The 20,811-nt window shown below is 38.7% G+C and carries 26 protein-coding genes; all 26 read left to right on the top strand.

What is annotated here, in order from left to right:
• The first annotated feature begins 40 nt into the window (after positions 1-40).
• The 26 genes from flxA to P0077_RS06395 all read left to right on the top strand — a co-directional run bounded on the left by flxA (position 41) and on the right by P0077_RS06395 (position 20,762).
• The gene (flxA, locus tag P0077_RS06270) at positions 41-1,579 is read left to right on the top strand and encodes a flexirubin biosynthesis tyrosine ammonia-lyase FlxA (protein WP_276168277.1); all 1,539 of its coding nucleotides are present in this window, start codon (positions 41-43) and stop codon (positions 1,577-1,579) included.
• Entirely contained in the window at positions 1,576-2,703 is a 1,128-nt protein-coding gene (locus tag P0077_RS06275) for a WG repeat-containing protein (protein ID WP_276168278.1), read from the top strand. The genes flxA and P0077_RS06275 overlap by 4 nt, the downstream gene beginning before the upstream one ends.
• A gap of 109 nt (positions 2,704-2,812) precedes the next feature.
• On the top strand, positions 2,813-3,568 hold the full coding sequence (gene flxB / locus P0077_RS06280; RefSeq protein WP_276168279.1) for a flexirubin biosynthesis SDR family reductase FlxB: 756 nt from the start codon (positions 2,813-2,815) through the stop codon (positions 3,566-3,568).
• Between the two features lie 17 nt (positions 3,569-3,585).
• On the top strand, positions 3,586-4,803 hold the full coding sequence (locus tag P0077_RS06285; protein ID WP_276168280.1) for a beta-ketoacyl-[acyl-carrier-protein] synthase family protein: 1,218 nt from the start codon (positions 3,586-3,588) through the stop codon (positions 4,801-4,803).
• A gap of 12 nt (positions 4,804-4,815) precedes the next feature.
• Positions 4,816-5,058, top strand: a complete 243-nt coding sequence (locus P0077_RS06290) for an acyl carrier protein (protein ID WP_194525005.1) — start codon at positions 4,816-4,818, stop codon at positions 5,056-5,058.
• 23 nt (positions 5,059-5,081) lie between these two features.
• Entirely contained in the window at positions 5,082-5,969 is an 888-nt protein-coding gene (locus P0077_RS06295; RefSeq protein ID WP_276168281.1) for a lysophospholipid acyltransferase family protein, read from the top strand.
• 69 nt (positions 5,970-6,038) lie between these two features.
• Positions 6,039-6,962 (top strand): NADPH-dependent FMN reductase family protein, encoded by a 924-nt coding sequence (locus tag P0077_RS06300; RefSeq protein ID WP_276168282.1) that lies wholly within the window; start codon positions 6,039-6,041, stop codon positions 6,960-6,962.
• A 9-nt stretch (positions 6,963-6,971) separates the two neighbouring features.
• Positions 6,972-8,105 (top strand): dialkylresorcinol biosynthesis protein DarB, encoded by a 1,134-nt coding sequence (gene darB, locus P0077_RS06305; RefSeq protein ID WP_276168283.1) that lies wholly within the window; start codon positions 6,972-6,974, stop codon positions 8,103-8,105.
• A 1-nt stretch (position 8,106) separates the two neighbouring features.
• A complete protein-coding gene (locus tag P0077_RS06310) occupies positions 8,107-8,544 on the top strand; it encodes a hotdog family protein (protein WP_276168284.1) in 438 nt (145 codons plus the stop codon).
• A 2-nt stretch (positions 8,545-8,546) separates the two neighbouring features.
• Positions 8,547-8,999 carry a hotdog family protein gene (locus tag P0077_RS06315; protein ID WP_276168285.1) on the top strand — a complete coding sequence of 151 codons (453 nt, stop codon included), beginning with the start codon at positions 8,547-8,549 and terminating at the stop codon, positions 8,997-8,999.
• 36 nt (positions 9,000-9,035) lie between these two features.
• Positions 9,036-9,434, top strand: coding sequence for a flexirubin biosynthesis protein DarG (gene DarG / locus P0077_RS06320; protein ID WP_276168286.1), 399 nt, complete (start codon positions 9,036-9,038; stop codon positions 9,432-9,434).
• An 8-nt stretch (positions 9,435-9,442) separates the two neighbouring features.
• Positions 9,443-10,438 carry a BtrH-related acyltransferase DarH gene (gene darH, locus P0077_RS06325; protein WP_276168287.1) on the top strand — a complete coding sequence of 332 codons (996 nt, stop codon included), beginning with the start codon at positions 9,443-9,445 and terminating at the stop codon, positions 10,436-10,438.
• A 75-nt stretch (positions 10,439-10,513) separates the two neighbouring features.
• The gene (locus tag P0077_RS06330; protein WP_276168288.1) at positions 10,514-11,257 is read left to right on the top strand and encodes an ABC transporter ATP-binding protein; all 744 of its coding nucleotides are present in this window, start codon (positions 10,514-10,516) and stop codon (positions 11,255-11,257) included.
• Complete coding sequence (locus tag P0077_RS06335; RefSeq protein ID WP_276168289.1) at positions 11,250-12,518, top strand: ABC transporter permease; 1,269 nt, start codon at positions 11,250-11,252, stop codon at positions 12,516-12,518. Before P0077_RS06330 ends, P0077_RS06335 begins: the two co-directional genes overlap by 8 nt.
• Positions 12,508-12,945: an acyl-CoA thioesterase gene (locus tag P0077_RS06340; RefSeq protein WP_276168290.1), complete on the top strand. Its 438-nt coding sequence runs from the start codon at positions 12,508-12,510 to the stop codon at positions 12,943-12,945. Before P0077_RS06335 ends, P0077_RS06340 begins: the two co-directional genes overlap by 11 nt.
• Entirely contained in the window at positions 12,938-14,086 is a 1,149-nt protein-coding gene (locus P0077_RS06345; protein ID WP_276168291.1) for a beta-ketoacyl-[acyl-carrier-protein] synthase family protein, read from the top strand. The genes P0077_RS06340 and P0077_RS06345 overlap by 8 nt, the downstream gene beginning before the upstream one ends.
• Positions 14,083-14,691 (top strand): 3-oxoacyl-ACP synthase, encoded by a 609-nt coding sequence (locus tag P0077_RS06350; RefSeq protein ID WP_276168292.1) that lies wholly within the window; start codon positions 14,083-14,085, stop codon positions 14,689-14,691. Before P0077_RS06345 ends, P0077_RS06350 begins: the two co-directional genes overlap by 4 nt.
• Positions 14,688-14,945: a phosphopantetheine-binding protein gene (locus P0077_RS06355; RefSeq protein WP_194525017.1), complete on the top strand. Its 258-nt coding sequence runs from the start codon at positions 14,688-14,690 to the stop codon at positions 14,943-14,945. The genes P0077_RS06350 and P0077_RS06355 overlap by 4 nt, the downstream gene beginning before the upstream one ends.
• 112 nt (positions 14,946-15,057) lie before the next feature.
• Complete coding sequence (locus tag P0077_RS06360) at positions 15,058-16,260, top strand: beta-ketoacyl-[acyl-carrier-protein] synthase family protein (protein ID WP_276168293.1); 1,203 nt, start codon at positions 15,058-15,060, stop codon at positions 16,258-16,260.
• Positions 16,260-17,324 (top strand): beta-ketoacyl synthase N-terminal-like domain-containing protein, encoded by a 1,065-nt coding sequence (locus tag P0077_RS06365; protein WP_276168294.1) that lies wholly within the window; start codon positions 16,260-16,262, stop codon positions 17,322-17,324. Before P0077_RS06360 ends, P0077_RS06365 begins: the two co-directional genes overlap by 1 nt.
• Positions 17,318-18,094: a polysaccharide deacetylase family protein gene (locus P0077_RS06370; RefSeq protein WP_276168295.1), complete on the top strand. Its 777-nt coding sequence runs from the start codon at positions 17,318-17,320 to the stop codon at positions 18,092-18,094. Before P0077_RS06365 ends, P0077_RS06370 begins: the two co-directional genes overlap by 7 nt.
• Positions 18,087-18,704: a flexirubin biosynthesis/transport protein LolA2 gene (gene lolA2 / locus P0077_RS06375; RefSeq protein ID WP_276168296.1), complete on the top strand. Its 618-nt coding sequence runs from the start codon at positions 18,087-18,089 to the stop codon at positions 18,702-18,704. Before P0077_RS06370 ends, lolA2 begins: the two co-directional genes overlap by 8 nt.
• Positions 18,685-19,296, top strand: coding sequence for a flexirubin biosynthesis protein LolB2 (gene lolB2, locus P0077_RS06380; RefSeq protein WP_276168297.1), 612 nt, complete (start codon positions 18,685-18,687; stop codon positions 19,294-19,296). Before lolA2 ends, lolB2 begins: the two co-directional genes overlap by 20 nt.
• Positions 19,293-19,880 carry a porin family protein gene (locus P0077_RS06385; RefSeq protein WP_276168298.1) on the top strand — a complete coding sequence of 196 codons (588 nt, stop codon included), beginning with the start codon at positions 19,293-19,295 and terminating at the stop codon, positions 19,878-19,880. Before lolB2 ends, P0077_RS06385 begins: the two co-directional genes overlap by 4 nt.
• A 4-nt stretch (positions 19,881-19,884) precedes the next feature.
• Entirely contained in the window at positions 19,885-20,253 is a 369-nt protein-coding gene (locus P0077_RS06390; protein ID WP_276168299.1) for an ApeI family dehydratase, read from the top strand.
• Positions 20,254-20,258: 5 nt separating this feature from the next.
• A complete protein-coding gene (locus P0077_RS06395) occupies positions 20,259-20,762 on the top strand; it encodes a hypothetical protein (RefSeq protein WP_276168300.1) in 504 nt (167 codons plus the stop codon).
• The last annotated feature ends 49 nt before the right edge of the window (positions 20,763-20,811 follow it).

A 20,811-nucleotide genomic window follows, 5' to 3' on the forward strand; every position in this document is an offset into this window, starting at 1 on the left:
TCACTAAAATATTACAAATACCTCATAGAATCAACCATAGATGCCAAAAATAAAAGGAACGTTAGGAATTGAAGAGTTCTACAGTATTATCTTTAAAGACGAACCGTTATCAATTGATGACAAAGTCTTCAAGACCGTTCAAAACAGTTTTGATTTTCTCAAGGAATTTTCAAAAAATAAAGTTATTTACGGAGTCAATACAGGCTTTGGCCCCATGGCCCAATACAAAATAAAAGATTCTGAGACTATTCAATTGCAATACAACCTGATACGCAGTCATGCCTCGGGTACGGGCAACCCTATACCTCCGCAATACGTTAAGGCAGCTATGCTAGCAAGATTGAATACGTTAAGCTTGGGTAATTCTGGTGTTCATCCTTCTGTTTTGGAAACGATGACCGACCTCATCAATAAAGATGTTACCCCACTTATCTACGAACATGGCGGTGTAGGTGCTAGTGGAGATTTGGTTCAATTGGCACATTTGGCACTTGTTCTTATTGGTGAAGGCGAAGTTTTCTACAAAGACGAAAGAAGACCTACCCAAGATGTTTTCAAAGAATTAAATATCACTCCTATAAAAGTGGAATTACGTGAAGGTCTTGGTTTAATAAACGGAACCTCCGTAATGACCGGTATAGGAATCGTAAATGCTATTTATACCCGTAGATTACTAGAATGGACTATTTGTTGTTCTTCCGCTATAAATGAAATTATGCATGCTTATGACGATCATTTATCCGAAGAGCTCAACCATACCAAAAAACACAAAGGCCAACGCGAAATTGCACGTGCCATGCGAAGCCATTTAAAGGACAGCACACTTACTCGTAAAAGGGAACATCACCTATATGTAGATAACAACGGTGTTTCTGTTTTTGAAGAAAAAGTTCAAGAGTATTATTCTATACGTTGCGTTCCTCAAATTCTGGGACCCGTTTTAGACACGCTGAACAATGTGGAGCGTATTCTTATCGAAGAAGTCAATTCTGCCAATGACAATCCTATCGTAAATGTAGAAAAAGAGCATGTATACCATGGTGGTAATTTCCACGGAGATTACATCTCTTTAGAAATGGACAAGCTTAAAATAGTGGTTACCAAAATGACCATGTTGGCTGAACGGCAACTTAACTATCTTTTAAACTCCAAGCTCAACGATATCTTGCCACCTTTTGTAAATTTAGGCACTTTAGGTCTAAATTTCGGAATGCAAGGCGTACAGTTTACAGCAACTTCCACTACGGCAGAAAACCAAATGCTATCAAACCCCATGTATGTTCATAGTATACCTAACAACAATGATAACCAAGACATTGTAAGCATGGGTACTAATGCCGCTAACATAACCAAAAAGGTGATAGAAAACGGCTTTGAAGTGGTTGCCATTGAAATGATTACCGTGGTGCAAGCCATAGAATATCTTGACCTGAAAGACAAGGTTTCGTCAAAGACGAGAAAAATGTACGACGCGGTTCGTAAAATAGTTCCCCCGTTTAAGGAAGACACCATTATGTATCCTTATGTAAATGAAGTAAAGAACTATATTATTAACCATCAAAATAAAGAAGTAAAATGAAAGCACTAGCATTTTTATTGGTATTGGTCGTAAACTCTTTCACCCTTTTCTCGCAAGAATTGGCACTGGTAAGAGAGGATGGAAAATTTGGTTTCATTGATAAAACGGGAGCTTATGCAATAGAGCCTCAGTTCGAAAAAGCCGATAGTTTTTCAGACGGATTGGCAGCTGCTTTAGATAATGATCACTGGGGATACATCAATACAAAAGGAGAATGGGCAATTCAACCTGAATATGACCGGGCAAAAATGTTCAACTCCGGTTTTGCTTTGGCTTTAAAAGATGACCAGTGGAGGTATATAGATACCACAGGAAAAAAACTAGAAACTCCAAGCAGCGAAAAGTACTACGACTTTGAAGACGGCGTAGCACTGTACCGTTCAGGAGATAAAATAGGCCTATTGGGCACCAACGGCAAACTTATTTTAGAACCTACTTATGACGGTATAAAAAAATTTAGAAACGGTCATGCCAAAGTAAATAAGGGTGAATTATGGGGCATGATAGATAACACCGGTAAAATTGTTATTCCTGTGGAATATGAAGAAATAGGAAATACCTATCATAACTCTGGTGTCTACGGAAAAAAAGAGGGAACATTCGGCATTATACATAACGGAAGCTTCAACCCTATTGACAACGCAACCAAAGTGTACAACTTCCATGGTGATTCTAATCTCACCTATGCCGCACGCGAGAAAAAAGCAGGTTTTGTAAACAGTAAAGGAGAATGGGTCCTTGAACCTACATTTGACAAGGCCAGGGCTTTTTCTAATGGATTGGCTCCTGTTGCAATTGGTAAAAAGTGGGGCTATATCAATGAAAAAGGAGAAATGATCATAGAACCACAATTTCGCGACGCAGAAGTATTTTCCGCAAGCGGATTTGCACCCGTAAAAGATAAAGACTGGGGATTTATTGATACTTCAGGAAAAGTTATTATTCCAATGGAATATGGTATTTCAGGTAATTTTGCCTTCTTTAAAGGAGCTGAAGAAAAAGGTTTTGTAAACGGGCTAGCTAGGGTAAAATCTAAAAAAGGCTGGGGATTCTTTAATGAAAAAAGCGAGTTGCTGGGCGATAAGTGGTTTCAAAATGCGGAGCCTTTTGTGTCCGTTAAATAGAACCATACGCTTTTTTTAACTACAAAATTTTGCTAGCTTTAGTTAAAAACTTAGCAACCAGAACTATTCACTCCTAACTTAGGAGTATGGAAAAACTTACAATTCTTAAATGGAAGAAAAGAAAGCGGAAAAACAAAAATACGCATTGGTAACAGGAGGTTCCAGGGGAATAGGCCGTGCGGTCTGTGTACAATTGGCGAAAGACCTAGATTATCAAATTCTTATCAATTATAATAGCAATAAAGCTGCGGCCGAAGAAACCCTAAAACTTGTAGAGGAAGCTGGTGGAAAAGGCGAACTCATGCCCTTTAGCGTTACTGATGCCGAGGCAGTTAGATCCACATTTGAGAAATGGCACGAGTCTCATGAAAACGATGTAATTGAAGTAATCGTTAATAATGCCGGTATAACTCAAGACGGCATGTTCATGTGGATGAAATATGAAGATTGGTCTAAAGTTATAGACACAAGCCTTAATGGTTTCTATAATGTCACCAACACACTTATTCAAAAACTCTTGGTCAATAAATATGGCCGTATTATAAACATGGTTTCGGTTTCAGGCCTTAAGGGCACACCTGGCCAAACCAACTATTCCGCAGCTAAAGGAGCCGTTATTGGGGCAACAAAAGCACTTGCACAAGAAATTGCCAAAAGAAACGTTACAGTAAATGCCGTTGCACCCGGTTTCATCAAAACCGATATGACCAACGACCTTGACGAAAAGGAATTAAAACGAATGATTCCCGCTAATAGGTTTGGCAAAGCAGAAGAAGTGGCACACGTAGTATCATTTTTAGCTTCAAAAAAATCAAGCTATATTACAGGTGAGGTCATCAATATCAACGGTGGTATTTATTCTTAAAAACTACAGAAGGGGCAATGAGAAGAGTAGTAATCACAGGTATGGGTATATATTCTTGTATAGGCAAAAACCTAGACGAGGTAAAGGCGTCCCTGTATGAAGGTAAATCCGGTATTGTCATTGACCAAGAACGACTTGACTTTGGATATCGCTCAGGACTTACCGGAATGGTGGAGGAACCCAACCTAAAAAAACTCTTATCCCGAAGACAACGCCTAAGTCTTGGCGAAGAAGGCCAATATGCCTACATGGCCACTATAGAGGCGCTAAAAAATGCCAAAATCGAAGATAGTTTCTTTGATGAAAACGAAGTTGGTGTTATTTATGGAAACGACAGTACGGCCAGATCAGTAGTAGAATCTACAGATATTTTAAGAGAAAAGAAAGATACTACTTTGGTAGGTTCAGGTGCTATTTTTAAGGCGATGAACTCTACAATTACCATGAATCTTTCTACAATTTTCAGGCTCAGAGGTGTTAATTTCACCATTAGTGCGGCCTGTGCAAGTGGATCTCATTCCATTGGAATGGGGTATCACCTTATTAAAAGTGGACTACAAGATTGTATTATAACCGGTGGAGCTCAGGAAATAAACAAATTGGCCATGGGCAGTTTTGATGGCCTTGGAGTGTTCGCCACTGTTGAGGGCGACCCAGCAAAAGCATCAAGACCTTTTGACCAAGCCAGAAACGGATTGGTACCTAGTGGTGGTGGTGCCACTTTAATACTAGAAAGCTACGAGTCCGCAGTTAAAAGAGGTGCTCCAATTTTAGGGGAAATAATAGGATATGGCTTTTCATCTAATGGGGGACATATTTCCACTCCAAATGTTGATGGCCCTTCACGCGCCATGCGTAATGCGCTTAAAGACGCAAATATTGAAGCCTCGGCCATAGACTATGTAAACGCACATGCCACGTCCACCCCAGTAGGTGACGCCAATGAAGCAAAAGCAATTTACGAGGTCTTTGGCGAAAGCAATCCTCCGGTAAGTTCCACTAAATCTATGACTGGCCATGAATGTTGGATGGCAGGAGCCAGTGAAATTATATATAGTATGTTAATGATGGAACATTCCTTTGTAGCACCTAACATCAATTTAGAAAATATTGATGAAGATGCTGCCAAATTAAACATAGTTAAAGAAACGTTAAATAAAAAAATTGACGTATTTTTGTCCAATTCATTCGGGTTTGGTGGTACCAACTCCGCTTTGATATTAAAAAAATGCTAGCGAAAAATGGTGATGACCAAAGAAGATATTATTCAAAAAATAGATGATTTTCTAATCGATGAGTTTGAAGTCGAAGAAGAAGAAATCGCTGCTGATGCTAACCTTAAGGACACACTAGGTCTAGATAGCTTAGACTTTGTAGATCTTGTGGTAGCTGTAGAAAGTAATTTTGGCGTAAAATTGGTAGGTGAAGACTTTGTAAATGTTACCACCTTGCAAAACTTTTACGACCTTATTGAGCGTAAGCTTCACTGATATCCCCCTCAGAAAACCCAAAAATGGCAACAGAATGGGAAGGAAAATCCAAAGGCTCCGTTTTAGGATATAGAATCTATATTTTCTTTATCAAAAAATTGGGGCTAGGCGCTTCGTATCTGCTCCTCCATTTTGTGGTTCTTTACTATTGCATTTTTTCGGTTGCCAGTACAAAATCCATTTTTTATTATTTCCATAAAAGACTAGGATATTCTACCTTAAAAAGCCTATTTAATGTGTACAGGAACTATTATGTTTTTGGTCAGACCATTATTGACAAGGCGGCCATATCCGCAGGCCTAAGAGATAGATTCACATATGATTTTGATGGGATAGATAAAATTGAAAATCTTCTTGCCCAGAAAAAGGGAGGCATCCTTTTAAGTGCTCATATTGGTAATTTTGAAGTAGCCCAACACTTTTTACAGGATGTAAACGCTTTTTCCTCCATTAATCTCGTCACTTGGGACCGTGAGCACGAAGAAATCAAAGCCTATATGGAGAGCGTTACCACCAAGAGCAACATAAAGCTTATTCTTATTAAAGAAGATATGTCTCATATCTTTGAAATTCATACCGCCTTGACGAATGGTGAACTAGTCTGTTTTACAGGCGACCGCTATATTGAAGGTACTAAATTCTTAGAACAACAGTTTCTTGGAGAAACAGCTAAATTCCCAATGGGCCCACACCTATTGGCCTCACGCTTAAAAGTCCCAGTTTTGTTCGTTTATGTTATGAAGGAGTCCAAAAAACATTATCACCTATATGCAAGAACTGCGGAGGTTAAGCGTGGTGATGCCCAAGGTCTATTAGAAAAATACACTGAAAATCTAGAGTGGATAATTGAAAAATATCCGCTACAATGGTTTAATTATTTTGATTTTTGGGGAGATAAGGTAAATAAATAGGATATTTGACCTATTCCATAACGGCCTGCTTATTATTATTTTCAAAGGCCGCACCATAACCGAATGCAAATGAAAGAAGTACTTGTTGTTTATTACTCCCAAACGGGGCAATTACGGACAATTATAGATTCTGTGCTATCGCCATTAGAGCAAGAATCCGTTACCATCACCTACCACGAAATCATTCCTGAAAAACCTTATGAATTTCCATGGAAAAAGGAACGGTTCTTTGATGTTTTCCCAGAATCCTTTCTTCAAATTCCAACAGAAATCAACTCACCCGAAGCTTCTGTTTTATCTAAAAAATATGACCTTGTAATCTTAGGCCATCAGGTTTGGTACCTCTCCCCTTCTATTCCCTTAAATTCATTTTTAAAATCGGAAGCCGCACAAACTTTATTACAAAACACTCCCGTTGTAACAGTAATTGGAGTGCGAAATATGTGGGCCATGTCACAAGAAAAAGTCAAAAAAATGCTGATTGGTCTAAACGCAAGGCTAGTAGGAAACATTGCATTGGTAGACAACCACATCAATCATATCAGTGTCATCACCATTGTTCATTGGATGTTAAAGGGAAAAAAGGACCGTATGTGGGGGATTTTCCCTAAACCGGGAGTTTCGGACAATTCTATTGCATCTGCAAATAAATTTGGTCATCCCATAAGAGAAGCGCTCATGGCTTCTGACTTTTCTTCCCTACAAGAAAAGCTAAACCTTCTTGATGCATCAAAAATCAGTAATCTACTGGTTCAGATGGACAAACGAGGCAATCTACTGTTTTCAAAATGGGCCAATCTTATTAAGAAAAAAGGAGACCAAGGAGACCTTGCCCGAAAAAAATGGCTACGTTTATTCAACTATTACCTGATATTTGCCATTTGGTTAATCGCACCTCTAGTTTTTATTGTATTTTTACTCACTTATATCCCTATGTATAGAAAAATACAGCGGGAAAATAAATATTACGCCTCTGTAGACTATAAGGAGTAAGACTGACACATGAAAAACGCTTACATTACCAAAATATCCAAGTTTTTGCCCAATTCCCCTGTCGAAAATGACCAAATTGAAGAAAAATTAGGCTTTATAGACGGACAAAAATCAAGGGCAAAAAGCATTATTCTTCGTAATAATAAAATTAAGAAAAGGTACTATGCCATTGATGAAAATGGTAATGTCACCCATAACAATGCCCAACTTACCGCGGCAGCAATAGAAGACCTTTGCGATTCAAATTTTAGCAAAGAAAGTATTGAACTCCTTTCTTGTGGCACCTCCACGCCAGACCAATTATTACCGTCTCATGCGGCTATGGTGCACGGTGTTTTGAAAAATGGGAATATGGAAATCAATTCCGCTTCAGGAGTTTGCTGCTCTGGCATGAACGCTTTAAAATATGGCTACATGGCCATTAAAGTAGGTCAGGTAAAAAATGCTGTTTGTACAGGTTCGGAAAAAGTTTCTACTTGGACCAAAGCAGATTTCTACCAAGAAGAAATTGAGCATCTAAAGGACTTGGAAGAAAATCCTATGATCGCCTTTGATAAAGATTTTTTACGATGGATGCTTTCTGATGGATCAGGAGCCATATTGGTAGAAAACGAACCGAAGGGAGATACGCCATTAAAAATCGAGTGGATGGAAGGGTTTTCATATGCGTTCGAAATGGATACCTGTATGTATGCCGGTGGTGAAAAACTGGAGAACGGTGAACTAAAACCATGGAGCGAATTTGCGCCAGAAGATTGGTCCAAAAAATCTGTTTTTGCCATTAAACAAGATGTGAAGCTTTTAGGAGAAAACATTCTTAAAAAAGGAGTAGACTGCCTAAAAACGGTATATGAAAAGCACGGTATTGGTCCGGACGATGTAGATTATTATTTACCACATATTTCTTCATATTTCTTTAAACAAGGCTTATATGATGAAATGAAGGATCAAGGTGTAGAAATGCCATGGGAGAAATGGTTTTTAAACCTTGAACATGTAGGCAATGTTGGCGCTGCATCCATCTATCTTATGTTAGAGGAACTAGTGGCTTCTGGAAAATTGAAAAAAGGCGACAGAATCTTGCTCCACGTACCAGAAAGCGCTCGCTTTTCATATACGTATGCTTATTTAACCGTTTGCTAGTATGAATGCACTGAAGGAAACCATAACCGACCCTGAGTTTCTGCAAAATCTAATTCCGCAGAAACCCCCTTTTATAATGGTGGGTAAATTACTTGAATATTCGGACACTAAAATTGTTTCGGGATTTATAGTTCCTAAGGACAACCTGTTCGTTTTCGAAAACCGTTTTATGGCACCTGGGCTAATAGAGAATATGGCACAAACGGTGGCGCTACATACGGGATACAAATACTACTTGGCTCAAAAGCCAGCACCTACAGGGTATATTGGCGCCATAAAAAAAGCAACCGTAAGTGCTCTTCCGTTCGTAGGTCAAGAACTGGAAACTACGGTAGAAATCCTGCATGATATTATGGGTATAACCATGGTATCGGCAACCGTAACTTGCGAAGGAATTGTACTAGCTTCAAGTGAAATGAAAACTGCACTGGCAAACTAATTTTGGAAGCAAGGACCAACATAGACATCAAGAATTTTCTACCGCACCGTGAGCCTATGCTCATGGCCAGCGTTACCCCTTATCTTGATGAAACTTCTGTTGAAACCCATTTTAAGGTAGAAGAATCCTGTATTTTTGTAAAAAACGGGTTTCTATCCGAAACAGGGCTTATAGAAAATGCTGCCCAAACCTGCGCTGCTATTGTGGGTCAAAGTTTTTTTGACGATGACGATAAAGATGGAAGCAAAAGCAAGGTTATTGGCTATATAAGTGCTGTTAAAAAAGTTCAGATTACGGCTTTACCAAAGGTTAGCGAAACCATAACTACCAAAGGTGAACTTGTTTCTAGATATGACAACGATGCTTTTAGCAGCTGCACCATTGCTTCTGAAACTTTCAGAAACGGAGAATTAATCGTAGCTTGTACTTTGAACTTTTTGATCCATGAGGTTTAAGAGGGACATTTTATTAATCCCCCAAAATTAAGACCAGTGAAAAAAGAAGAAGTACCACAAGACAAGGGCCTGTTAGATTCTGCCCAAACCAAAGAACTTACCTATGCTGTTGATGAAAATGGTGAGTACACTACAGAACTAAGCTCTGGCTGGGACCCCAAAACCATCGCCTTGAGCAATGCCATAAAGGATATAGAAGAACGCGTTGCCGCGGCTAAAGAACGTGTCAAAAACAACCAAACCAGCCCCATTGAATATTATATGGAGTTACATAAAATGGACTTGCCAATTCTATCTAGCTATGTTGGACTTTGGCAGTGGCGCGTAAAACGACATTTTAAGCCCAAAGTATTTCAAAAACTAAATCAAACCACCCTTCAAAAATATGCCGATGTCTTTGATATCAGTATTGAAGAGCTGAAAAACATTCCTTAAACTGCCCCATGCAAATAGAATTTACCCACAAACAATCTGCACACTGCGAAAATGGTGTAGTTAGTAACTTAATGCGCCACAATGGTTTTGAAGTTAGTGAACCAATGGTTTTTGGCATCGGGTCCGGTTTATTGTTCTGTTATATTCCCTTTTTAAAGGTAAACCATGCACCGGTAGTCACTTATAGAGCTATGCCCGGACTGATTTTTAATCGGTTTGCCAAAAGAGTGGGAATCAAAATAAAACGAGAGAAATTCAGCAATCCAAAGTCAGCGCAGCAACGTCTTGATGAAAATTTAGAAAAAAACAATCCGGTCGGACTTCAAGTTGGTGTTTACAATCTCTTGTATTTTCCAGATGAGTATCGTTTTCATTTTAATGCACATAATTTAGTAGTTTACGGTAAAGAGAATGACACCTATTTGATCAGTGACCCCGTTATGGAGCAAGTCACCACCTTAACCGAAAAACAATTGCAGAAGGTTCGTTTTGCCAAAGGAGCTTTTGCTCCTAAAGGGCATATTTATTACCCCACTTCATTTCCAAAGGAATTAGAACTAAAGAGTGCCATTATAAAAGGTATAAAACAAACCTGCCGTGAGATGTCGGCTCCTGTTCCTATAGTCGGTTATAAAGGCATAAAGACTATCTCAAAACTCATTCGCAAATGGCCTAAGAAAAAGGGAGCCAAAGTGGCCAACCATTATTTAGGTCAGATTGTACGTATGCAAGAGGAAATAGGTACCGGTGGTGGTGGTTTTCGTTATATTTATGCCGCTTTTTTACAAGAGGCAAGTCAAATACTAGATAATGAAAAGCTCAAAGAACTTTCAAAAGAAATGACCAAAATTGGTGATGACTGGCGAGATTTTGCCGTAAACGCCTCTCGTATCTATAAAAATCGCAGTCCAAAAGAGGATGCCTATAATAAAGTTGCAGATGAGCTAGAAGCTATTGCCAATAGTGAAGCTGCATTTTTTAAGAAACTAAGAAAGGCAATTTAACCCCAACGTCGTCTTCACCGTCCTAAATAAGAAAAATCATACTTTATCTTAGAAATTTCGATTAGTTTTGACATCATGATTCAGATCAATGAGCTTTCAAAAAAGTACAAAGGTGCCGACGATTTTTCCGTCCGTAATTTGAACTTAACCATAGCACAAGGCGAAATTTTTGGGCTGTTAGGTCCTAATGGGGCGGGAAAAACCACATTGATTTCTATGCTCAGTTCATTGTTAAAACCAACTTCTGGCAACTTTACCATTGGTGAGCTGAATTACAAGGACCACAAAAATCAATTAAAACAACTTATTGGCATTGTGCCCCAGGAATATGCCCTCTACCCTTCGTTGACCGCATTTGAAAATCTCATGTATTTTGGAAGTATGTATGGTCTAAAAGGGCAGTCATTAAAAGATGATATCAATACACATCTTGAAAAAATGGGGCTATCAAAATTCGCCCATAGAAAAATAAAAGCTTTCTCAGGAGGGATGAAAAGGCGTATTAACCTGATTTCTAGCATTCTACACAAACCCAAAGTGCTTTTCTTAGACGAGCCTACTGTGGGCGTTGATGTACAATCAAAAAATGTGATCATGGCTCATTTAAAGGAATTGAACGCCGCAGGAACAACCATTATTTATACTTCTCACCATTTGAACGAAGCTGAACATTTTTGTACGCGTGTAGGCATTATAGACCAGGGCACTTTAATTTGTTTAGGAAAACCAAAGGAACTTATAGACCAGGAACCGAATGCCCAACATTTAGAAGAAGTTTTTTTAGCCAAAACCGGTAAAGCACTACGCGATCATGCATAAACTCTGGGCCTCCACATACAAAGAGTTTCTACTCGTTACAAGAGATATTGGTGGTCTAGCCGTATTGTTTCTCATGCCGTTATTATTGGTGATAGTCATAACCACCATTCAAGACAACTCTTTTAAAACCATAAAAGAGACCAAATTACCTATTCTTTTGGTAGATATGGATAAAGGGAAGGTCTCCGAAGATATTTTACAAAACTTAGCCGACTCAAAATTATTTCAGGTGGATAGGGCATTTACCGATGAAGAAGCAAAACAACGGGTTTTAAAAGGCGATTACCAATTGGCTATAGTTATACCAAAAAACCTATCATCTGACCTTGCTATTAAAATCAATGAAAATGTAGATGGAATTCTATCAAAATTCAGTGATAATGAGGAAAGTATTCCAGAGGTTAAGTCACAGATGATGCCCAAAGAAGTGAAGCTTTATTTTGATCCCGCAACCCAACAGTCTTTTAAAAGTTCGGTAAGAAGTAATATTGATAAGATGATTTCAAAAATAGAGACGGAAACCATCTACAAAGCCTTTCAAGAACAATTGACGGATGACCCTTCGGAGGCTATTTTTGAAACTGAGAAGTTTATCACTTTTACCGAAATAATACCAAGTAGAAATAAGGAAGCCTTAATCCCAAACTCAACCCAACATAACATTCCAGCATGGACGCTCTTTGCTATCTTTTTCATTATTCTTCCACTGGCTATTAATATGGTGAAAGAAAAAAACCAAGGTACGTTTGTTAGACTTAGAACCAACCCCGTATCATATGCCACCGTGTTAGGAGGAAAAACAATTGTCTTCCTAGGTGTTTCTTTAGTACAGTTTACACTTATGCTGGCCGTAGGTATTTTTCTTTTCCCCTTAATAGGATTACCTAAACTAGATGTTACCGGTAGACTTCCCCTATTATTTATCGTTGCCTTTTTTGCCGGTCTGGCCGCTGTGGGTCTAGGGTTGTTATTAGGAACCGTTGCCAAAACCCAAGAGCAATCAGCACCTTTTGGCGCTACATTTGTGGTTATTTTAGCGGCAATTGGCGGTGTTTGGGTACCCGTTTTTGCCATGCCCAAGCTTATGCAAATGCTCTCTAACCTATCTCCTATGAATTGGGGGCTAAGTGCTTTTTATGATGTATTTTTGCGTAACGCAACCTTTGTTGAGATTATCCCCGAAATATCACTTTTATTGCTGTTTTTCGTGATTACCACACTTATAGCCATTATCTATAACGAAAGAAAAAATGCCGTCTAAAATCCAAAAAGAAATCAGTTTCACCAGTGAAGTCCGTGTACGATTTGCAGAAACGGACCCATTGGGCATTGTCTGGCACGGCAATTATATTCAGTATTTTGAAGATGGTCGCGAAGCTTTTGGGCGCCACCATGGCATTTCATATCTAGACCAAAAAGAGCATAATTTCTCTACGCCAATTGTAAAATCGGGATGCGAGCATAAACTGCCGTTAAGCTATGGAGATGTGGCCACTATAAAAACCACCTATGTAAATTCACAAGCCGCAAAAATGATTTTCAAATATGAAATCTATAACCCTGCAGGAGCTGTTGTTTGTACGGGAGAGACCGTTCAGGTCTTTGTGGAACTAGGCGGTGAACTATCATTAGTACTACCGGAGTTTTTTGCAGAATGGAAGAAAAAAGTAGGGCTTTTAGATGAATAACGTTTACCTATCACATAATAACATAGTTTCCGCTTACGGATTTGATAGTGCTTCCGCAATCGATAGCATTAAAGATGAAGTTTCAGGGCTTTCTTTGGTAGATGATTCCAGCATTCTACCCAATCCCTTTTACTCTTCGCTCATTACGCAAGACAGCCTATCCGAGGCATTCCAAAAATTGGACCCAAAAGAAGCCTATACAAGATTAGAACAAATACTGTTGGTTTCCTTATCGGATACAATTAAGAAATCCGGTTTAGAACTTACGGATAGAGTGGGATTGATTTTATCTACCACAAAAGGCAACATAGACGTCTTAGAAACAAAGAACCCTTTTGATGAAAGCAGAGCTTATTTAGCCGAATTAGGCCAGAAAATTGAAGACTTCTTCGGTTTTAAAAACGAAGCTCTTGTCCTATCCAACGCCTGTGTTTCCGGTGTTTTAGCCTTAGCGGTAGCTAAAAGATTGATTCGTCAAAAACGATACGACCATGTATTTGTGGTTGCCGGAGATTTGGTAAGCGAATTTATTTTATCCGGATTCAACTCCTTTCAAGCTTTAAGCGAAGCACCCTGCAAACCGTATTGCAAAACCCGTTCAGGAATTAATATTGGGGAAGTAGGCTGCAGTATACTTGTAACCAAAGATGATAATAACTTAGTTGATGAATCAGTTCGTTTAATAGGCGAAGCTTCTTGCAATGATGCCAACCATATTTCCGGTCCTTCCAGAACAGGCGAAGGCTTATATAGAAGTATTGTTTCGGCAATGAATCAAGCAAAAATTGATGCAGATGCCATCGATTATATTTCAGCACACGGTACTGCTACGCTGTTCAATGATGAAATGGAGGCCATAGCTTTTAACCGTGCCAATTTACAGGATGTTCCTCTAAATAGTTTAAAAGGCTATTTTGGTCATACACTTGGGGCCTCGGGTCTCTTGGAAACTATAATCGGTATGCATTCACTATACTCCAATACCTTATACGCCTCTCTTGGCTTTGACAAATTAGGGGTCTCACAGCCTTTGAATATAATAAAAGAAACCACCAGCAAAGAAAGTAGTATATTTCTAAAAACCGCTTCCGGTTTTGGAGGCTGTAATACGGCTGCAATTTTTCAAAAAGTCAATTCATGAACAGGTCTGACTACCATATAAAATCATATTGCCGTATTAGAGACGGGAAGATTTCTAAAGATGGAGAATTGCTTTTTTCCGATGCTTCGGAAGAATTTCCCGCCTTCATTAAAGCAGCGTACAAACATTTTGAAACCGACTATTCTAAGTTTTTCAAAATGGATAATCTTAGCAAGCTTGCTTTTATGGGTGCGGAGGTTCTTTTGCGAGGCAATGATGAAGAAAACACAGCGCTTATTCTATCAAACAGAGCTTCCAGTTTAGATACAGATCGTAAACATCAGGCAGCTATTAGTAATCCAAAGGGCGGTTTTGCAAGCCCAGCCGTTTTTGTTTACACCCTTCCTAATATATGTATGGGTGAAATTAGCATTCGCCACAAACTGTATTCTGAAAATAGTTTCTTTATATTTGCTGAATTCAACCCCCATTTATTATCAAATTATACAAATGATTTGCTAGAAACGGGTAAGGCCAAAGAAGTGCTTTGCGGATGGGTTGACTATGACAAAGAAAAATATGATGCGTTTTTATACGTTATCGGTAAAAAAGGTTTGTTAGCCCATAATACAGAGGGGCTAACCAAATTATACAGAACAAAATGAGCGAACTTAAACAAGAATTGAAGGAAAAAATCATCGAGCAATTAAATTTGGAAGATGTTTCCGTTGACGAAATCGCAAATAACGACCCGCTTTTTGGCGAAGGACTTGGGCTTGACTCTATAGATGCATTAGAGCTTATTGTAATGCTTGATAAGGATTATGGCATTAGATTGGCAGACCCAAAAGAAGGTCGCAAGATTTTTGAATCAATAGATACTATGGCCGCATATATTGAAGCCAACCGTTCTAACTAAGAACTACATCGTTTTTTACGCTTAAGTATTCACTGCCAGCACCATGTAAAATTCACACTTAAGCCTAAGATTCGTATTTTTATTCTTATATCTCTAATACCTCCTATTTCATATGTGTAAGGGCGTAGCAATTACAGGCATGGGTGCCATTTCTGCCATTGGAAACAATGTGCAAGAAAATTATGATGCGCTTATTTCTGGTAAAATAGGCATTTCTAAAATCTCAAAAATAGATACTGTTCATAAAGACGATATCATGGTGGGTGAAATAGAGATGACCAATGCTGAATTGAAGAAAAAACTTGGCATTGCAGATGAAGATGCTATATCGCGCACGGCTCTTTTAGCCATGCTTGCTGCGGACGAAGCCTTATCACAAGCCGGAATTACAGATGTTAATGATTGTGAAACCGGACTTATTTCCGGAACTACCGTTGGCGGTATGGACCAATCGGAGAAATATTATTTTGAATATTTTGATAGCGATAAAAACTGGGGCCATATTAACGGGCTTCACGCTGGAGACTCAACTCAAAAATTAGCTGCCCATTTAGGATTGGCAGAGAGTTTTGTTTCCACAATTAGCACAGCCTGTTCTTCAGCGGCAAACGCCATTATGTTGGGTGCACGAATGATAAAATCCGGTCAATTAGACCGTGTTATTGTGGGTGGTACAGATAGTTTGAGTAAGTTCACCATCAATGGTTTTAAAACCTTAATGATTCAGTCTGACACGTATAACACGCCGTTTGATGATGAGCGAAAAGGTTTAAACCTTGGCGAGGCGGCAGCTTATATTATTTTAGAATCGGATAAAATTGTAGAAAGAAACAACCGAGAGGTATTGGCATACGTAAAAGGGTATGGCAATGCCAATGACGCTTTTCACCAAACTGCTTCTTCGGAAAATGGAGATGGCGCTGTTCTTGCCATGGAAAAAGCGTTTCAGGTTTCAGGGTTAAACCCTTCCGATATTGACTATGTGAATGCCCACGGTACAGCAACTCCAAATAATGACCTCTCCGAAGGCCGTGCATTGTTGCGAACGTTCGGTGAAAATGTGCCGGAATTCAGCTCAACCAAAGCCTTTACCGGTCACACATTGGCCGTAGCCGGTGGTATAGAAGCGGTATATTCCGTTTTGGCGTTACAGAACAATATTATTTATCCCAACCTGAACTTTAATACTCCTATGAAGGAGTTTGATTTACTTCCTCAAACAACGGTCAAACAAAAAGAACTGCGTAATGTGCTTTCCAATTCTTTTGGTTTCGGAGGTAACTGTTCTACTCTAATATTTTCAAAAGAAGCCTAATGAAACCAGTGTATATAAATAGTGTAGGTTCGGTGTCGGCCCAAAAAACTTTTGATAACACTGAGTTTCTAAACGAAATAACGGACTATAACGGCACGGTAATAAACGTTATAGACCCCAATTATAAAGAATTCATTCCGCCAGCAGCGGCACGGCGTATGGCACGCGGCATCAAAATGAGTACCGTGAGTTCTAAAAATGCGCTTACAGAAGCTGGATTGGAAAATGTAGATGCCATTATTGTTGGTACGGGACTAGGTTGTATTGGAGACTCTGAGCGCTTTGTTAGTGATATCATCAATAACAACGAGCAATACCTAACACCAACTCGTTTTATTCAATCTTCTCACAATACCGTAGCCGGACAAATTGCCCTGAACCTAGGTTGTAAGGGTCATAATTTCACTTTTGTACATTCGGCCGTATCTTTTGAATCATCTTTAATCGACGCCAAAATGATGCTTGAAAATGACGAGGCGAATTCCATTTTAGTAGGTGGCGTAGATGAATTGGTAGACCATCACGTAGATACGCATCGGTTGATCGGTCATGTTAAAAAAGAGGCGGTAGCATCAAAAGATGTACTCAACTCTAAAACCGAAGGCGTGGTTATGGGTGAAGGCTCACACTTTTTTGTCCTTTCCACTAAAAAACAACCTTCGTGCTACGCGCAATTACTTGCTGTACGAACCTACAACACCCTTTCTAAAGCACGTTTAGAACAGAAAATCAACTCATTTTTAGAAGCTCAGAATGCAACTATTGAAGATATTGACCTGGTTATTTTGGGCAATAACGGAGATGTAAATTTTGATGATTTTTACGAAAAATTGAGCGTTGGTACATTCAAAAACACGGCCCAAGCCTACTACAAACACCTATCAGGTGAGTTTGATACCGCAACTGGCTTCGCTTTTTGGATGGCGAACAAGATTTTAAAGACGCAACATATTCCGCCAGTTACCAAATTGAATGCCATTGAGCCTTCCTACTTAAAAACAATTCTGATTTACAATCAATATAGAGGAGAAAACCACAGTCTCACTTTAATTCGCAAATGCTAAGGCGCAAAGGGGTAAATACCGTTGCTATTCTTCTTTTGCTACTAACCATAGCAGTTTATTTATTAGGACACACACCTTTGTGGCCTATTTTTACAGTCCTGCTTATTTGGTTTGCCTTTACCGTTTTTGGTTCTTTTTTTATCAGATGGAACTACCACCTGACCTCTAGGCATTCTAATAAAAACATTGAAAACCATTGGGTTTCCATAACTTTTGATGATGGACCAAACAGCAAATTTACTCCAAGAGTACTTGATTTACTGGCCAAATACAATGCAAAGGCAACGTTTTTCTGTGTAGGTAAAACTATTGAACAAAACCCTGAAATTCTCAAACAAATCATAGACGAGGGCCACAGTATTGGAAATCATACCTACACACACTCCAACAATTTCGGTTTTTTTCCGTTGGATAAAATATTGAATGAATTAAAACAAACCGAAAATCTAGCGCATTCGTTGACCGGAAAAAGAATGAAACTGTATCGGCCCGCTTTTGGGGTGACCAATCCACAAATTGCAAAAGCAACGCATCAGCTGCAATTGCATTCTATTGGCTGGAACGTACGCTCCTTAGACACCACATTTAGGTCAGAAAAGGCGGTATTGAAACGCATAACCGGCAAAGTTTCTAAAGGCGATATTATTCTGCTTCATGATACTAGCGAAAAAACAATAGTCGTTTTGGAACAGTTATTGTTATTTTTGCGACAGAAAAATCTGAGTTCGGTCACAATTGACCGCTTACTAGAAATCGAAGCTTATGCATAAGATACTTTTTCTTGTTTTTTTTATATCTGTTTCGTCCATCGCCCAAAAGGAGATGACAAGCACGGAGGCCACTGCCTTAAGAACCAAGGTTAAAACTAGGGCAGAAGCCGTTACTACGGTATTGAGTGATTTTACACAGTACAAACATTTGGATTTCTTATCTGACGATATCGTTTCTCAAGGCCAACTTGCTTTTAAGGCCCCAAGCCTTGTAAAATGGGAATACACCGAGCCATTTGCCTACTCCGTACTTTTTAAAAATGAGACACTCTATATTAATGACGACGGCAACAAAAGCAATATGGACGTGGGCTCCAATAAAATTTTCAAACAACTAAATCAATTGATAACAGCTAGTATTCGTGGTGATATGTTCGATGAAGATGAATTCAATATCAAATATTTCAAGATCAATGATTCTAGTTTGGTCTACTTTCTTCCCAAAGACGAACGGTTATCAAATTTTATCAAGGCTTTTCACCTTTCTTTTAATGCAAATGGCGATGTTACCGAAGTAAAAATGATCGAGCCTTCAGATGATTATACCCAAATTAAATTTACAGAACGTGTCGTGAACAAAACCTTGTCAGATGCGGTATTTACTCAATAGCATATGTTTTTTTCTGTTGATCGGATGCGCCTCCTACCCTGTTCAAAATGGGTTTGAGACCAAAAGTAATTCGCTAGAGAAAACATCCAACCCTTATTTTTCGAACGCCGAAAAAGATTATGTGTACAAGGCAAAAATAGATGCCTTCAACAAATCGTTCGGAGGTATTTTTATCATTAAGAAACTTGGTCCTGAACACCATCGTATTGCTTTTACAACAGAAATTGGCAACACTATTTTCGATTTCACTTTTGATGGAGAAGATTTTAAGGTCAACCGCATTCTAAAAGATTTGGATAAAAAAATATTGGTCAATATTCTAAAAAGAGATTTTAAAGCTTTAATCCAAGAGGAATCTAAAGTTAAAAAAAGCTTTACGTTACAAACCCAAAGCATATTGCAGACGGACCTACTTTCCAAAAAACATTATTTTTATTACACTGATGATCAGCTGAATAAAATTTCAAGAGTGGACCGAAACAAAGAAAAAGTAGAATTCAACTTTACTAAAATCGAAAATCGGTTTGCCAAGGAAATAGAAATTGCCCACCATAACTTTAAACTTCACATTGCACTAAAAGCATTTAAATGAAGACCTTAAAATTACTTTTAGCACTTTGCCTCATCTGCAGCACAAGCCTAGTTATGTCGCAGGTTCGTCCTGGTTTTAAAATTGGCTTGAACAATGCCAATATAAGCAATACTACGCTAGATACTAAATCAGGTATTTACGTTGGAGCTTTTGTAGATATTCCAATTTCAGAATACTACACCTTGCAACCGGAACTTTTATATTCAAATCAAGGCGGCAAATCCAACTCCGACCAGTATGGAGATGTCAACATCAATTACATTTCTATTGGTTTACCTAATAAGTTTTACATGGGTCCGGATAGCGGGTTTCATTTTATTCTTGGCCTTGGTTTAGACATTAACTTTGAGAACAATTTTGTTAATTTGACCAACTTTAATGGGGATGATGAAATCTCCCCTGTAGACCTCTCCGTTTTTGGAGGAATAGGATACGAATTCGATTTCGGATTAATTCTCGAAGCACGATATAAACAGGGTACCATTAGCGTTGACTTCTTTGGCGAAGACGACCTGTATGAAGAAGAAGGAAGCAATCTCAACGGTGTATTTCAAATTGGTGCCGCATATAAATTTAAAATCTAAAAACATGTTGATTGAAGGATTATATACCGTAGAAAGCTTTGAAAAAGAAGAGCAAACCGTAAAGGCAACGGTAAAACTAAATGCAGGACACGAGGTTTTTAAAGGTCATTTTCCCGGGAACCCTGTTATGCCTGGGGTTTGTATGATTCAGATTATCAAAGAATTGACCGAGCAGGCCACAGAGAAATCTTTGTTTCTATCGGTTGCGTCAAATATTAAGTTTATGGCGATAATCAATCCTGAAAAAAATGATGTTATTCAACTTACATTGACAATTTCTGAAGAAGATGCTACTGTTAAAGTAAAAAACACCACATCTTTTGATGATACATTGGCACTTAAGCTTAGCGCAACTTTTGCTATTTTAAATTAGACATCATGAATTTAAAACTTGTTTTTCTCGTCATTTTCTCCGTTTTGTACGCAGCTAGTCCCGCAGACTTGCCAAAAGTACGAACCGCCTATATTGAGGCTTCGGATAGTGAAAGCGCTACCAAAGCGTTGCATGACGATTTGGTTTCCGTGTCAAAATCGGATGACAAGACACTGGTTGCTTTTAAAGGGGCTGTCACAACCATGATGGCGAAATATGCCAAGGGTATCAAGGACAAGAAAAATTTATTTAAGGAAGGTGCCGAACTTTTGGAATACGCCATTGAGAATAATCCAGAAAATGTAGAAATACGCTGTATAAGGTTAAGCGTACAAGAAAACGTTCCTAAGATTACGGGCTACACCAAAGAGATTGACGAAGACAAGCAGTTTATTATAGAAAATTTCAATTCCATCTCCAATAAAGACAGTAGAGAGTTCGTTAAAGGATATATTTCCAAATCGGAAGCGTTTAACGAATCAGAAAGGCAATTGCTACAAGGTTCGTAATACGTATCTTTGTAGAAAATTCAGGACAGGTTCTTGGAACCTTTTGAAA

This window comes from Zobellia alginiliquefaciens (genome assembly GCF_029323795.1).
Lineage (GTDB): Bacteria > Bacteroidota > Bacteroidia > Flavobacteriales > Flavobacteriaceae > Zobellia > Zobellia alginiliquefaciens.

Bases quoted from the DNA above. Each gene is read 5' to 3' on its own strand.
- flxA (WP_276168277.1), top strand. From the start codon at position 41: ATGCCAAAAATAAAAGGAACGTTAGGAATTGAAGAGTTCTACAGTATT.
- P0077_RS06275 (WP_276168278.1), top strand. From the start codon at position 1,576: ATGAAAGCACTAGCATTTTTATTGGTATTGGTCGTAAACTCTTTCACC.
- flxB (WP_276168279.1), top strand. From the start codon at position 2,813: ATGGAAGAAAAGAAAGCGGAAAAACAAAAATACGCATTGGTAACAGGA.
- P0077_RS06285 (WP_276168280.1), top strand. From the start codon at position 3,586: ATGAGAAGAGTAGTAATCACAGGTATGGGTATATATTCTTGTATAGGC.
- P0077_RS06290 (WP_194525005.1), top strand. From the start codon at position 4,816: ATGACCAAAGAAGATATTATTCAAAAAATAGATGATTTTCTAATCGAT.
- P0077_RS06295 (WP_276168281.1), top strand. From the start codon at position 5,082: ATGGCAACAGAATGGGAAGGAAAATCCAAAGGCTCCGTTTTAGGATAT.
- P0077_RS06300 (WP_276168282.1), top strand. From the start codon at position 6,039: ATGAAAGAAGTACTTGTTGTTTATTACTCCCAAACGGGGCAATTACGG.
- darB (WP_276168283.1), top strand. From the start codon at position 6,972: ATGAAAAACGCTTACATTACCAAAATATCCAAGTTTTTGCCCAATTCC.
- P0077_RS06310 (WP_276168284.1), top strand. From the start codon at position 8,107: ATGAATGCACTGAAGGAAACCATAACCGACCCTGAGTTTCTGCAAAAT.
- darH (WP_276168287.1), top strand. From the start codon at position 9,443: ATGCAAATAGAATTTACCCACAAACAATCTGCACACTGCGAAAATGGT.
- P0077_RS06330 (WP_276168288.1), top strand. From the start codon at position 10,514: ATGATTCAGATCAATGAGCTTTCAAAAAAGTACAAAGGTGCCGACGAT.
- P0077_RS06335 (WP_276168289.1), top strand. From the start codon at position 11,250: ATGCATAAACTCTGGGCCTCCACATACAAAGAGTTTCTACTCGTTACA.
- P0077_RS06340 (WP_276168290.1), top strand. From the start codon at position 12,508: ATGCCGTCTAAAATCCAAAAAGAAATCAGTTTCACCAGTGAAGTCCGT.
- P0077_RS06345 (WP_276168291.1), top strand. From the start codon at position 12,938: ATGAATAACGTTTACCTATCACATAATAACATAGTTTCCGCTTACGGA.
- P0077_RS06350 (WP_276168292.1), top strand. From the start codon at position 14,083: ATGAACAGGTCTGACTACCATATAAAATCATATTGCCGTATTAGAGAC.
- P0077_RS06355 (WP_194525017.1), top strand. From the start codon at position 14,688: ATGAGCGAACTTAAACAAGAATTGAAGGAAAAAATCATCGAGCAATTA.
- P0077_RS06360 (WP_276168293.1), top strand. From the start codon at position 15,058: ATGTGTAAGGGCGTAGCAATTACAGGCATGGGTGCCATTTCTGCCATT.
- P0077_RS06365 (WP_276168294.1), top strand. From the start codon at position 16,260: ATGAAACCAGTGTATATAAATAGTGTAGGTTCGGTGTCGGCCCAAAAA.
- P0077_RS06370 (WP_276168295.1), top strand. From the start codon at position 17,318: ATGCTAAGGCGCAAAGGGGTAAATACCGTTGCTATTCTTCTTTTGCTA.
- lolA2 (WP_276168296.1), top strand. From the start codon at position 18,087: ATGCATAAGATACTTTTTCTTGTTTTTTTTATATCTGTTTCGTCCATC.
- lolB2 (WP_276168297.1), top strand. From the start codon at position 18,685: ATGCGGTATTTACTCAATAGCATATGTTTTTTTCTGTTGATCGGATGC.
- P0077_RS06385 (WP_276168298.1), top strand. From the start codon at position 19,293: ATGAAGACCTTAAAATTACTTTTAGCACTTTGCCTCATCTGCAGCACA.
- P0077_RS06390 (WP_276168299.1), top strand. From the start codon at position 19,885: ATGTTGATTGAAGGATTATATACCGTAGAAAGCTTTGAAAAAGAAGAG.
- P0077_RS06395 (WP_276168300.1), top strand. From the start codon at position 20,259: ATGAATTTAAAACTTGTTTTTCTCGTCATTTTCTCCGTTTTGTACGCA.